The organism is Paracoccus sp. (in: a-proteobacteria) (assembly GCF_032007265.1).
In the GTDB taxonomy this organism is placed as follows: domain Bacteria; phylum Pseudomonadota; class Alphaproteobacteria; order Rhodobacterales; family Rhodobacteraceae; genus Paracoccus.
The window spans coordinates 132396-145598 of record NZ_DALZMB010000001.1 but is presented as its reverse complement, the minus strand read 5'-3'; the positions used below and the strand labels follow the sequence as shown (position 1 = coordinate 145598).

General features: G+C 60.7%; 12 protein-coding genes. 7 read left to right on the top strand and 5 right to left on the bottom strand.

The window, feature by feature from the left end:
- The first annotated feature begins 57 nt into the window (after window positions 1-57).
- Window positions 58-963 carry a sugar kinase gene (locus RTS12_RS00705; protein ID WP_312524693.1) on the top strand — a complete coding sequence of 302 codons (906 nt, stop codon included), beginning with the start codon at window positions 58-60 and terminating at the stop codon, window positions 961-963.
- A gap of 111 nt (window positions 964-1074) precedes the next feature.
- Here RTS12_RS00705 and RTS12_RS00700 read toward each other — a convergent pair whose 3' ends face one another.
- Genes RTS12_RS00700 through RTS12_RS00680 form a run of 5 tightly spaced genes read right to left on the bottom strand, consistent with a single transcriptional unit; the run spans window position 1075 to window position 4777 of the window.
- Window positions 1075-1800, bottom strand: coding sequence for a GntR family transcriptional regulator (locus RTS12_RS00700; protein WP_312524680.1), 726 nt, complete (start codon window positions 1798-1800; stop codon window positions 1075-1077).
- A gap of 3 nt (window positions 1801-1803) precedes the next feature.
- On the bottom strand, window positions 1804-2571 hold the full coding sequence (locus tag RTS12_RS00695) for an amino acid ABC transporter ATP-binding protein (protein ID WP_312524679.1): 768 nt from the start codon (window positions 2569-2571) through the stop codon (window positions 1804-1806).
- On the bottom strand, window positions 2568-3227 hold the full coding sequence (locus tag RTS12_RS00690; protein WP_312524678.1) for an amino acid ABC transporter permease: 660 nt from the start codon (window positions 3225-3227) through the stop codon (window positions 2568-2570). Before RTS12_RS00690 ends, RTS12_RS00695 begins: the two co-directional genes overlap by 4 nt.
- A complete protein-coding gene (locus tag RTS12_RS00685) occupies window positions 3224-3889 on the bottom strand; it encodes an amino acid ABC transporter permease (protein WP_312524677.1) in 666 nt (221 codons plus the stop codon). The genes RTS12_RS00690 and RTS12_RS00685 overlap by 4 nt, the downstream gene beginning before the upstream one ends.
- A 57-nt stretch (window positions 3890-3946) precedes the next feature.
- On the bottom strand, window positions 3947-4777 hold the full coding sequence (locus RTS12_RS00680) for a substrate-binding periplasmic protein (RefSeq protein ID WP_312524676.1): 831 nt from the start codon (window positions 4775-4777) through the stop codon (window positions 3947-3949).
- Window positions 4778-5097: 320 nt separating this feature from the next.
- On the opposite strand from RTS12_RS00680, the gene RTS12_RS00675 reads away from it, so the two are divergent.
- The 6 genes from RTS12_RS00675 (at window position 5098) to RTS12_RS00650 (ending at window position 12908) form a co-directional block, all read left to right on the top strand.
- Entirely contained in the window at window positions 5098-5856 is a 759-nt protein-coding gene (locus tag RTS12_RS00675) for a FadR/GntR family transcriptional regulator (protein WP_312524675.1), read from the top strand.
- 10 nt (window positions 5857-5866) lie between these two features.
- The gene (locus RTS12_RS00670; RefSeq protein ID WP_312524674.1) at window positions 5867-7375 is read left to right on the top strand and encodes an ABC transporter substrate-binding protein; all 1509 of its coding nucleotides are present in this window, start codon (window positions 5867-5869) and stop codon (window positions 7373-7375) included.
- A gap of 63 nt (window positions 7376-7438) precedes the next feature.
- The gene (locus RTS12_RS00665; RefSeq protein ID WP_312524673.1) at window positions 7439-8386 is read left to right on the top strand and encodes an ABC transporter permease; all 948 of its coding nucleotides are present in this window, start codon (window positions 7439-7441) and stop codon (window positions 8384-8386) included.
- Window positions 8383-9252, top strand: a complete 870-nt coding sequence (locus tag RTS12_RS00660) for an ABC transporter permease (RefSeq protein WP_312524672.1) — start codon at window positions 8383-8385, stop codon at window positions 9250-9252. Before RTS12_RS00665 ends, RTS12_RS00660 begins: the two co-directional genes overlap by 4 nt.
- A 19-nt stretch (window positions 9253-9271) precedes the next feature.
- Window positions 9272-11074 carry a gamma-glutamyltransferase family protein gene (locus RTS12_RS00655; protein WP_312524671.1) on the top strand — a complete coding sequence of 601 codons (1803 nt, stop codon included), beginning with the start codon at window positions 9272-9274 and terminating at the stop codon, window positions 11072-11074.
- 10 nt (window positions 11075-11084) lie between these two features.
- Window positions 11085-12908 carry an ABC transporter ATP-binding protein gene (locus RTS12_RS00650; protein WP_312524670.1) on the top strand — a complete coding sequence of 608 codons (1824 nt, stop codon included), beginning with the start codon at window positions 11085-11087 and terminating at the stop codon, window positions 12906-12908.
- Window positions 12909-13203 lie beyond the last annotated feature (295 nt).

Sequence of the window (13203 nt, the reverse complement as noted above, 5' to 3'; positions counted from 1 at the left end):
TATCGGCATGATCCGCGCGATCGCCCAAGAGGCGCAACAGCACTAAGAGGCGGCTTTATGCGCAGGATTGTCTGTATCGGTGAATGTATGATCGAGCTTTCGCAGGCCGGCGACGGTCTGTGGCGCATGGGTTATGCAGGCGATACGCTGAATACGGCCTGGTATCTTCGCGCCAAACTGGGCAGCGAATGGCAGGTCTCTTATGTCACGCGCGTAGGTCAGGACCGCTTTTCCGGCGAAATGCTGGAGTTTCTGAACAAGGCTGGCATCGACACCACAGCCATCCCCCGCGAGGCTGATCGCAATATCGGCCTTTACGCCATCAGCCTAAGCGAGGGAGAGCGCAGCTTTTCCTATTGGCGCGGTCAGTCGGCGGCGCGCGGATTGGCCGATGATCGGGCGGCGCTGGATGCGGCGCTGTCGGGGGCCGAGCTGTGCTATTTCTCGGGGATCACCGTGGCCATCCTGCCCCCCGAGGGGCGCGCGAACCTGTTTGCCGCGCTGGCCGCAGCCAAAGCACGGGGCGCCAAGCTGGCCTTTGACCCCAATATCCGCGAGCGGCTGTGGTCAGATCACGCCACGCTGCGCAGCGCCATCACCGACGCAGCCGCGCTGGCCGATATCATCCTGCCCAGTTTTGATGACGAGGCGATGTGGTTTGGCGATGCAGATCCCAAGGCGACGGCCGATCGCTATGGCGCGCTTGGCGTGGGCGAGATCGTGGTCAAAAACGGGGGGGGCGAATTGTGCCTGCGCAAGCCCGACGGCAGCGAGGCAAACCCGCATTTCCCATCAGTCACCCCGACCGATACGACCGGCGCAGGCGATTCCTTTAACGGCGGCTATCTGGCGGCGCGGCTGAACGGCGCGGATATGGATCAGGCCGCGCGCGCGGGCCATGATCTGGCGGCACGGGTGGTTTGCCACCCCGGCGCGCTGATTGCGCAGGCGGATCTGGTCTAAGCCCCGGCTTGGGAAACAAAGAAAAAGCGGCCGATGGGCCGCTTTTTTATCGCTGCAATCACAGGATCGGATCAGATGGGCCGCCGGATTGGCCCCAGGTAACGGCCCGGTTTATCCATCTTGCAAGATAAAGTCGGGATGGCGCTTTTGCAGCTCATCCACCACCTTTTCGCCTTCGCTGAGATGGGTGCGAACGGCCTTTTCTGCGGCATCTGCATCACCTGCGCGCACGGCATCCAACATGTCGCGGTGCTGCTGGATCAACAGCCGGACCGGGGTGACATGGGGCAGGCTTAGAAAGCGCATGCGATCGAACTGAACCTTTTCGCGCTCAAGAACCTCCCAGACATCGCCAACTTCGACGCCATTGGCGACGGTGCGGTGCAGACGGTCATCGGCATTGGTGAACTGAACCGGCAGGTCCAGCGCCCCCTCTTGTTCGCTTAGGGTTTCGTCCAGCTCGGCCCAGATTTGCTTGGACAGCCCGCGTTCGGCCGCACGGCGAAAGATCGCGATTTCCAGTGCCATGCGGACGAACCGCGCGCGCCTAACCGCCCGCAACGAAATCCGCGAGATGAACGTGCCGCGCTGTGGCCAGACCTCGACCAGCCCTTCGTCGGCAAGTCGCATCACCGCCTCGCGGACGGGGGTGCGGCTGGTCCCGAAACGGCGGGCCAGCTCGTTTTCCGACAGGCGCTGGCCCGGCATCAGTTGCAACAAGATGATGTCGTCACGGATCGCCTGATGGATCGCGCCTGCGCTTGGCGGTCCGGTCAGCGGGCCCAGGCCCGCGGCTGTTCCCGATCCCGACAGCTGATGCGAAAGCGCGCGTGCCATCGCTTAACCGTCCCAGCCAAGATGGCCCAGAAAGTCGCGGGTGCGTTCAGTCTTGGGCGCTTCAAAGATCTGCTCGGGCGGGCCTTGCTCGACGATGCGACCATCGGCAAAGACGACGACCTCATCGGCCACGCGGCGCGCAAAGCTCATTTCATGGGTCACAACGACCATGGTCATGCCTTCCTCTGCCAGACGCTTCATGACGTTGAGTACTTCGCCAATGGTTTCGGGATCAAGCGCCGAGGTGGGTTCGTCGAAAAGCATCACCTCGGGTTGCATGGCAAGGGCGCGGGCGATGGCCACGCGCTGCTGCTGGCCACCCGACAGATTGGTCGGATAGTTCCCGGCCTTGTCGCGCAGGCCGACCTTGTCCAGCAAGGCCTCGGCGCGGGTGCGCGCTTCGGCCTCGGACAGGCCCAAGACCGTCATCGGGCCCATCATCACATTGCCAAGCGCGGTCTTATGGGGAAACAGCTCGAAGCTTTGAAAGACCATCCCCATGCGCTGGCGCAGACGGCGCACCTGCGCGGCCTGATTACTAAGGGGTTCGCCATCGATCAGGATCTGGCCCGAGTTGATGGTCTCAAGGCCATTGGTGCAGCGCAGCAAGGTTGACTTACCCGATCCCGACGGCCCGATCAGACAGACGACCTGTCCGCGACGAACCTTCAGGCTGACGCCTTTCAGCGCCTCGAAATCGCCGTAATTCTTGCGGACATCGCGGTATTCGACAACGACATCGGCGGCGGTGTTTTGGACCTGAGTGTTCATTCAGAGACCCCGTATTTGCGGTGGATCCAGTCGACGAGTTTCGCCTGCGGATAGCCCAGCAACCAATAAATGGCCGCCATTGCGGTAAGAAGTTCGATCACGCGGAAAGACTGCGAGCGGATCTGCATTGCGGTATGGGCCAGATCGCCGACAGCGATCACCGAGACCAGCGACGTATCCTTGAACAAGGTGACCCAGGCGGTTGCCAGCATCGGCATGACGCGGCGCGTCGCTTGCGGCAGCACGATCTTGCGGAAGGCCTCCCATTCGCTCATGCCAAGGGCCAAGCCGGCCTCCATCTGGCCTTTGCGGATGGATTTGATGCCTGCGCGGAAGGTTTCCGAGTTATAGGCAGCATTGTTGGCGACCAATGCGACCAAACCCGTCGCAAAGGGCGAAAACGCAATCCCTGACATGATCGGCAGCACGTAAAAGGCCCAATAGACGACCAGAATGATCGGCAGGTTGCGCATCAGCTCGACATAGACGGTGGCCGCCCCTGACACGAGCCGAAGGCGGGATTCGCGCATCATTGCCAGCATAATGCCCAAAGGCACGGCCAGAACCATCGTCAGGACGGTCATAATGATGGTAACGCCCGCACCTTTTGCCAAAAGCGGCAGGCTGCTCCAGATGATAGACCAATCGAATGTCATGAGCGCCCCAGAAAGGAAATGCGGCGGTAAAGCCAGTCAGTTCCGCGCGTAAGCGGGAAAATGATGATGAAAAACAGCACCATGACCGTCGTAAAGACCTCGACCGGGACATAGTACTGACCCGCGATCGAATCCGCGCGGCGCATCAGCTCGGGTACGGCGATCACGGTGGCGATGGCCGTATCCTTGACTGCCAGCGACAAAAGCGAGCCAAAGGCCGGCAGCATCCGCACCAAAGCCTGCGGCAAAAGCACATGGCGCAGCAATTGCATCTGCGACATGCCCATTGCCAATCCTGCCTGCACCTGGCCCGGCCGGATCGACTGGATACCTGCGCGCAACACCTCGGCGACATAGGCCGCCAGATGCAGCGACAACGAGAACAGCGCCGACCAGAATGGGGACAGGTTGACCCCGGTCAGCATCGGCATGGCGAAATAGACCCATACCAGCACGACCAGCACCGGAATGGCGCGCATACTGTCGATGTAAAAGGTCACGATGACGCTTAGCCAGCGCGGGCCATAAAGGCGCGCAAAGGTCAAAAGCCCGCCCAAAACAAAGCTGAGCACACTGACCGAGGCGGCCAGCAGGATCGTAACCCCAAGCCCGCCCAGCAGAAAGCGCCAGCTTTCAAGGACCGGAGCAAAATTCAGTTCCATCGTGAAACCTCCATTGGACATGGCGCAGACGTCACGCGTCTGCGCCTGATCCGGGATTTACATCTTGCCGATTTCGGCTTCTTCAGCGGCCAGCAGCTCGGGCTGCATGCCCTCGGCCACAGCGGTCAGCCACTCAAGATAAACCGGCTGGTTCTTGTCGATGGCCAGGCCGATTTCGTTCAGCGCCTCGGTGCTGTCTTGGCAGTTGTTCTCGCGCGGCAGCGCTTCCAGACCTTTTACCTTCTCGCTCATGGCCAGATAGGGAATGCGGTTGATCGGTGCGACATCCGCACGGCCTGCCATGATTTCTTCCATCGGGGCTGCCGTGCCTGCGCTGGTCACGCCGCGCAGCTGAGCATTGGGAAAGCGCTCTTTGACCCAGTTCTCTTCGCCGCCACCCGTGAAATAGGCGATGGTCACGTCGGGGTTGTTGAAATCGTCAACCGATTTCGCGCCCGAGACTTTGGGGTTCGAGGCTTTGCCAAAAACGCATAGCGAGGTTTTGGAATAGGTGACGAAATCGACGACTTCGGCGCGCTGTTTGGTTTTCGACAGCGGAGAGATCGTCATATCGACCTGATTGGCGGCCAGAACCGGCACTTTGGTTTCATGTGAAACCAAAACCGGGGTCAGCTTGACGCCCAGTTTGTCGGCATAGGTCTGCGCCAGCAGCCATGCCGGGCCACGCCAGGGATCTGTCGTCCCGGTGGTGTCTTCGACCAGCCACGGCGGGTTGTCCAGAACGCCCACGCGCAGCTCGCCTGCGGCTTTGATTGCATCGATGCGCTTGTCCGCACCTGCGGCCGGCACCTCTTGGGCGATCGCACCCTGTGCCAGCATCAGCGCACCAGCCGTTGCCGCGACGAGCTTCAAAAACTTGCCCTTCATCATCTCTCCTCCCCTTCGGTGGACCTGCGTCGCACCATCAAGCACTCTAGTATGCAAGTTGAGTGACGCAAATCGGCCTTGCTTGTCAAGTCTGCGCGCAACTGGAAACAGCATTTCCAGATGGCAGGACACCAACCAAGAGATCCAACCAAAGCGCAAATGGTTGTCACGATTCCGGCCCATCTGCTGAAACTTTCAGCACCTTAGGAACGGCAGGCTGAAATAAAATGCGCAAAAGCCGTGAAAATTAAATACTAACTTTCAATCAGGTTCTGTCGCCGTCATTAATGGTTCGATCAATGTCACAAAGGTTCGAATCAATGTTTCCCGCCGCAGCCCCGATCAAAGACGCAAATTGCGCTCTGCAGGAGTTGCGCGAACTGATCCATTCTCCCGATTGGGTTGCGCAAGGGGGCAAGCTGCCGACCGAGCGTGAGATGACCATCAGGTTGGGGATCGGGCGTCATGCGCTGCGCCGCGCGCTTGAGGTGTTGGAAACCGAAGGGCTGATCTGGCGCCGTCAGGGTGCGGGCACTTTTGTCGGCCCGCGTCCCGAAGATTTCGCGCAAAGCATCTCCTCGGCCATTCCGCTGGCAACCTTTGACGAGGTCATGGAAGTGCGGCTGCGCCTAGAGCCGCAGATCGCCCAGATGGCGGCGATGCGCGCGAATGGCGATGACATTACCCGGATGCAGGAACTGAACCGGCGCTGTATCGAAGCCGTCGATCCCGAAGCCTGCGAGCTGTGGGACGGCGCCTTTCACCGCCAGATTGCCGTGGCCGCGCGCAATCACCTGTTTTTAACGCTTTTCGATATTCTGAACCGCGTGCGCCAGGATGCGTCATGGCAAAATGCCCGCAGCGCCGCGCGCGCAGGCGAAGGCGATGAGGCCGCCAAAGCCGTCGCCTTCCATCATGGTCAGATCATCACAGCCATCGCCGAACGTGATCCTTTGGCAGCTGCGACTGCGATGCGTGATCACATGCTAGATATTCAGACCCGGCTTATGCGTCGGCTGACCCGCTTTGATGATGCCGCTTTTGCGGACTCGCCAAACCTCTCTGTTCTTCAAGCCTGAGGATATTGCAATGAAGTTGAAAACTCTTGCCACGACCGCACTGGTCGGCTGCCTGTTTGCTTTTGCAGGCCATGCCAACGAGCTGCGCATCGCCTTGCAGGATGACCCCGACATGCTGGACCCCGCTCAGTCCCGCTCTTTTCTGGGCCGCATCGTCTATACGGCGATGTGCGACAAGCTGGTTGATGTGAACGAGAATGTCGAATTCGTGCCGATGCTGGCAACGGATTGGTCCACATCCGAAGATGGCCTGACGCTGGTGATGAACCTGCGCGACGGCGTCAAATTCCACGATGGTGAGACCATGAACGCCGAGGCGGTGGTCTATACGATCAACCGCAACATGACCCTGCCCGAAAGCCGCCGCAAATCCGAGCTGGCCTCGATCGAGAAAGTCGAGGCAACCGGCCCGTTGCAGGTGACCTTCACGTTGAAATCACCCGATGCCTCGTTGATCGCCCAGCTGTCTGATCGCGCGGGTATCATCGTCTCGCCCAAGGCCGCCGAGGCCGCTGGCGCCGATTTCGGACAGCATCCGGTTTGCGCCGGCCCGTTCAAATTCGTCGAGCGCGTGGCACAAGACCGCATCGTCGTCGAGAAATTTGCCGATTACTACGATGCCGATCGCATTCACATCGACAAGGTCACCTATGTCCCGATCCCGGATTCGACCGTGCGTCTGGCCAACCTGCGCTCGGGCGATGTGCAGCTGGTGGACCGCATCGCGGCCACCGATGCCGAGACCGTGAAATCCGACCCCAACCTGGGCTTTGCCGAAGCCATCGGCCTGGGCAGCATGGGCATGTATGTCAACGTCGGTGACGATGAATTGGCAAAAGGCCCGATGGGTCAGGACAAGCGCGTGCGCCAGGCCTTCTCGCTGGCCATCGACCGCGAGGCGATCAATCAGGTCGTGTTCAGCGGCACTGCGGTTGCGGGCAACCAGCCTTGGCCGCCGAACTCGCCCTGGTACAACAAGGACATCCCGACACAGCCGCGCGACATTGAAAAAGCCAAGGCGCTGATGGCTGAGGCAGGTGTTGACCGGGTGGCCTTCCCCATCCAGCATCACAACAACCCTGTCGTGACCCAGACCATGCAGATGATCCAAGCCATGGTCGCCGAGGCGGGCTTTGACGTCGAGCTGCGCTCGACCGAATTCGCGACCCTCTTGAACGAGCAGGCCGCGCGCAATTACGTCGTCTCGCGCTCGGATTGGTCGGGTCGCCCCGATCCGGATGGCAACGTCCACCAGTTCTACACCTCGACCGGTGGTCAGAACGAGACCGGCTATAACAACCCCGAGGTTGATCGCCTGCTCAACGAGGCCCGCGCCTCTTCGGACCCGGCCGTGCGCAAGGAAAAATACGACGCCTTTGCCAAGATCATCACGGATGAGCTGCCGATCATCACCTTTGGTCACCAAAGCTATCTGTATGGTTACAGCGCCAAGCTGGAAGGGTTCAAAGCCTATCCTGATGCGATGATCCGCCTGCAAGACGTCAAGCTGGCCCAATAAGGCCATTCTTTATCCCGCCCGCCTCCGTTCATCGGGGGCGGGCCCAGCCGGAACACCGCCTATATGCATATTTTCATTGCCAAACGGCTCTTGGTGGCAATCCCCACCCTGCTGCTGGTTTCAGTTTTCGTCTTCATGCTGCAAAAGCTTTTGCCCGGTGATCCGGTGCTGGCCCTTGCCGGTGAAGAGCGCGACCCCGCCGTGCTGGCCGCCCTGCGCGAGCAATATGGCTTCAATGATCCGCTGATCATGCAATATCTGCATTGGGTCGGAAATGCCCTGCGCGGTGATCTGGGAACCTCTTTGCGCACCGGCCAGCCCGTGCTGCAACTGATCGGGCAAAAGCTGCCTGTCACGATCCAACTGGCTGTCATGGCCCTGTTTTTCGCCTTTATCTGTGGTGTTCCCGCCGGGATCTATGCTGCGGTGAAAAAGCGCCGCTTGGGCGATCACGTGACCAACTTTGTCGCACTGACAGCGCTTTCGGTGCCGAACTTCTGGCTGGGGATCATGCTGATCTTGCTGATTTCGGTAAATCTGCAATGGCTGCCGGCCTCGGGTTACGTCTCGCCGTTTCAGGATTTGCTGCTGTCGCTGAAAACCATGCTGATGCCGGCGCTGGTTCTGGCCACCGGTCTGGCCGCGACGCTGATGCGACATACGCGCTCATCGATGATGGGGGTGTTGAAATCCGACTATATCCGCACGGCACGCGCCAAGGGCCTTTCGGGGCGCAGCGTCGTTCTGGGCCATGCCTTTCGCAATGCCGTGCTGCCAATCATCACCCTGACCGCACTTTTGTTCGGCGAATTGCTGGCGGGCGCTGTTCTGACGGAACAGATCTTTACCATCCCCGGCTTTGGCAAGCTGATCGTCGACGCCGTCTTTACCCGCGATTACGCCGTGGTGCAGGGGGTGGTCATGTGTACCGCTGCGGGCTTTATCTTGCTGAACCTGATCGCCGATGTCCTTTACGTCCTTCTTAATCCCCGCCTGAGGTCGCAGCTATGACCAGTGCCGCCGTCCAAGCGACCCCCGCAAAACGCTCTGGCTCGCGCGCATGGCGCAGCCTGCGCCGCAATCCTTCGGCGATTGTCGGTGCGGTGATCTTGATCCCGATTATCCTGCTGGCACTTTTGGCGCCGGTCCTGCCCCTGCCCGACCCGGCAGCGACCGATTGGGCGGCCGTGCGCAAAGCCCCTTCAGCCGCGCATTGGCTGGGCACCGATGAGATCGGCCGCGATATCTTGTCGCGCATGATCTGGGGCGCTCAGGCCTCGCTGCTGGCGGGCGTGATCTCGGTTGCCATCGCGCTGTTGACCGGGGTGCCCCTTGGCCTTTTGGCCGGGTACTTCGGCGGCTGGGTCGATATGGTGATCTCGCGCGTGACCGAGGCGCTTTTGGCCATGCCCTTCCTGATCATGGCCATCGCACTGGCCGCATTCCTGGGGCCGTCACTAACCAATGCCATGATTGCAATCGGCCTGTCGGCCATGCCGATCATCATCCGCCTGACGCGCGGTCAGGTGCTGGCCGTCAAGGCCGAGGATTACGTCGAAGGCGCCCGCTCGGTCGGGCTTAATCACCTTGAGATCATGACGCGGTATATCTTTCCAAATATCGTGCCCCCGATCATCGTTCAGGCGACGCTGACCATCGCCACCGCCATCATCGCCGAGGCCTCGCTGTCCTTTCTGGGTCTGGGCCAACAGGCACCCGCCCCATCCTGGGGATCGATGCTGAACACCGCCAAGAACTTTCTGACGCAATCGCCGACCTATGCCTTGTTCCCCGGCCTTGCGATCTTCCTTGTCGTTGTCGGCTTTAACCTCTTGGGCGACGGGCTGCGCGAAGCGCTGGACCCGCGCGAACACTAATTTCCGAACGGATCTGCTTATGACCACTTTCACCACCCGCCCCGAGATCACCGGCACGTTCGGCGTCGTCACCTCGACCCATTGGATCCCCACCGCCGTCGGCATGGCCATCCTGGAAAAAGGCGGCAATGCCTTTGACGCAGGGGTTGCCACCGCGCTGACCTTGATCGTGGTCGAGCCGCATCTGAACGGCCTGGGCGGCGATATGCCCGCGATCCTTTATAATGCCGCTACCGACAAAGTCGAAGTCATCTGCGGGCAAGGCCCGGCCCCCGCTGGCGCCACGATCGCGCATTACAAATCGCTGGGACTGGACCTGATCCCCGGCGATGGCCTGTTGGCAACCGTCATTCCGGGCGCTTTTGACGGCTGGATGCTGATGCTGCGCGACTACGGCACGATGACGCTGCGCGAAGTGCTAGAGCCCGCGATCCATTACGCCGAGGCGGGCCACCCCTTGCTGCCGCGCGTGGCCAATACCATCGAAGGGCTGGCAGATTACTTTGCCAAGGATTGGCCGACCTCGCATGAAACCTGGCTGCCGGGCGGTCAGGCCCCACAGGCGGGCAAGCTGTTCAAAAACCCCGCCCTTGCCCGCACCTGGACCCGCATCCTGGAGATCGCCGAGCGCGTCTCGGGCCGCGAGGCCCAGATCGATGCCGCCCGCGATGCCTTCTATCGTGGCTTTGTCGCCGAAGAGATGGCGCAATGGCTGGAAACGGCCGAAATTATGGATTCGACCGGCACCAAGCACAAAGCCATTCTGAGCCGTGAAGACATGGCCGGATATTCGGCACGGATCGAAGCCCCCCTGACCTATGATTACGGCGATTGGACCATCTGCAAAGCTGGCCCCTGGAGCCAAGGCCCGGTCTTTGCGCAAACGCTGGCGATCCTCAAACATACCGATCTTGCCCAGATGGACCCGATGGGGGCCGATTTCGTCCATACCGTGATCGAGGCGATGAAACTGGCCTTTGCCGATCGCGAGGTCTATTACGGCGATCCCGATTTTGCCCAGATCCCGCTGGATGTGCTGTTGTCGGATGACTACAACCGCGCCCGCGCCGCCCTGATCGGACCGCAGGCCTCATTCGATCTGCGCCCCGGCGAAATCCCCGGCTATGAAGATCAGCTGGCCCGCACCCTTGAAATGCTGAGCCGTCAAAAAGGCGGCGCGGTCTATGAGCCGACCATGGCGCATCTGGCCAATACGCAGGACAAGCCCACGGAAAAACGCGGCGATACCTGCCATTTTGACGTGATCGACCGCTGGGGCAATATGGTTGCCGCGACCCCGTCAGGCGGCTGGCTGCAATCCTCGCCGGTTATTCCTGGCCTTGGCTTTTGCCTGAACACGCGCGCGCAGATGTATTGGCTGCAAGAGGGTCTGCCGACCTCGCTAGAGCCGGGCAAGCGTCCGCGTACCACGCTGACCCCCTCGCTCGCGCTGCTTAATGGCAAGCCGACGCTGGCCTTTGGCACGCCCGGCGGTGACCAGCAGGACCAATGGCAGCTGGGCTTTTTCCTGCGCTATGTCCATTCCGCCATGAATATGCAGCAAGTCATCGACATGCCGCTGTTTCACACCGCGCATTTCCCCGGATCGTTCTATCCGCGCACCATGGATCCCGGCGCGATGATGATCGAGGACCGCATCGGTGAAGAGGTGATCCAGCAGCTGCGCGACCGCGGCCATCGCGTCACCGTCAGCGGCTCGTGGGACATCGGTCGCCTGACGGCGGCACGTCGTGACGAGGACGGGCTTTTGCGCGCTGCCGCCACCCCGCGTCTGATGCAAGCCTATGCAGCCGGACGGTAAGGAGCGCGACATGACCCCAACCCCAACAGCGCCGGTCCTGTCCGTCCAGAACCTGACCACGGCCTTTCGCACCGAGGATGGCTGGCGCGAGGTCGTGCGTGACATCAGCTTTGACATTCATCCCGGTGAAACCGTGGCTGTGGTGGGGGAATCCGGCTCGGGCAAGTCGGTGACCTCGTTGTCGATCATGCGGCTGCTTGACGCGCATCAGTCGCGCATCACGGGTAAGGTCATGTTGAACGGACAGGATCTGCTTGGCCTGTCCGAACACCAGATGCAGGATGTGCGTGGCAATGATGTTGCCATGATCTTTCAAGAGCCGATGACCTCGCTGAACCCGGCCTATACGGTTGGGCGCCAGATCTCAGAGGTTCTGATCCGGCACAAGGGCCTTGCCCAACGCGAGGCACGCGCCAGCGCGATTGCCATCATGGAGCGCGTCCGCATTCCCAATGCCGACAAGCGCTATGACCAATATCCGCACGAATTCTCGGGCGGGATGCGCCAGCGCGTGATGATTGCGATCGCACTGGCCGCACGACCAAAGCTGCTGATCGCTGATGAGCCGACGACGGCCCTTGATGTGACCATTCAGGGCCAGATTCTGGACCTCATCAAAGAGCTGCAAGCCGAAGAAGGCATGGCGGTCTTGTTCATCACCCATGATATGGGCGTGGTCGCAGAAATCGCGGATCGCACGGTGGTGATGTTTCGCGGCGATCAGGTCGAGACCGGAACGACCGAGAAAATCTTTCGTCATGCCGATCACCCTTATTCGCGCGCTCTTTTGGCAGCGGTGCCAGCGCTTGGCGCGATGCAGGGGCAAGACAAGCCCTTGCGGTTTCCGCGCATCAATACCGCAACGGGTAGCATCTCACCCCTGCCGCCGATGGCGCGTCCAGTCGATTATTCGGCCGCGCCCATTCTGTCGGTCAGGGATCTGGTCACGCGATTTGATGTGAAATCGGGAATTTTGAACCGCCCCACGGGCGCAGTTCATGCCGTAGAAGGGGTCAGCTTTGATCTGTGGCCGGGCGAGACCTTGGCGCTTGTGGGCGAATCCGGTTGCGGTAAATCAACCACCGGGCGCTCGATCACGCGCCTGATCGAGCCGCGCTCGGGGCAGATCACGCTAGAGGGGCGCCAGATCCTGGATCTGAAAGGTCCGGCGCTGCAAAACCTGCGGCGTGATATTCAGATGATCTTTCAAGACCCGTTCTCATCGCTCAACCCACGCATGACCGTCGGTCATGCCGTGGCCGAACCGATGGTGAAACATGGGATCGTGAAAGGCCGCGCCGCACGTCAGCGCGCTGGCGAATTGCTGGAACAGGTGGGCCTGTCGCCGGCGATGATGGACCGCTATCCGCATGAATTTTCAGGCGGCCAACGCCAGCGCGTCGCGATTGCGCGCGTGCTGGGCCTAGAGCCAAAGGTGATCGTGGCCGACGAATCGGTCTCGGCGCTGGATGTCTCGATCAAGGCGCAGGTCTGTAACCTGCTGATGGACCTACAGGAACGCCTGGGCATTTCCTTCTTGTTCATTAGCCATGACATGGCGGTTGTGGAACGCATCAGCCATCGGGTTGCGGTGATGTATCTGGGCGAAATCGTCGAGATTGGCCCGCGCGAGGCGGTATTCGCCAATCCCCAGCACCCCTATACGAAAAAGCTGATCGCGGCTGTTCCGGTCCCTGATCCCGATCGCAGATTGCTGCGCCGCAACACACCGATCGACGAGCTGAAAAGCCCGGTTCGACCGCTGGATTACATCGCCCCCAAGCGTCAGTGGCGCGATCTGGGTGCAGGTCATCTGGTCATGGCCGAGCAATAAACCAAGCTTTGCTGCCCTGGCCCAATTTTGGGTCGGGGCAGCGGCACGGGTCTGGGCAAAGGCGTCTGGAACCAGCGCCATCATTTCACCGCCTCAGCCCATTGCGGCATCAACCTTATGCAAAATCAGATCCGGCGATGGCAGGCCCGTCACCTGTTCATCGTTGCCAAAGCTTATCCAGCGTGCCCCTTGCCCCGACTGGCTTCACTCACCGCACCTAAGCCACTGGACGCAGTCCCTCTTTGCGGTGTTAAGCTGGGCCAAGATTAATCTGGACAAGGCCAAGCCGAAACCC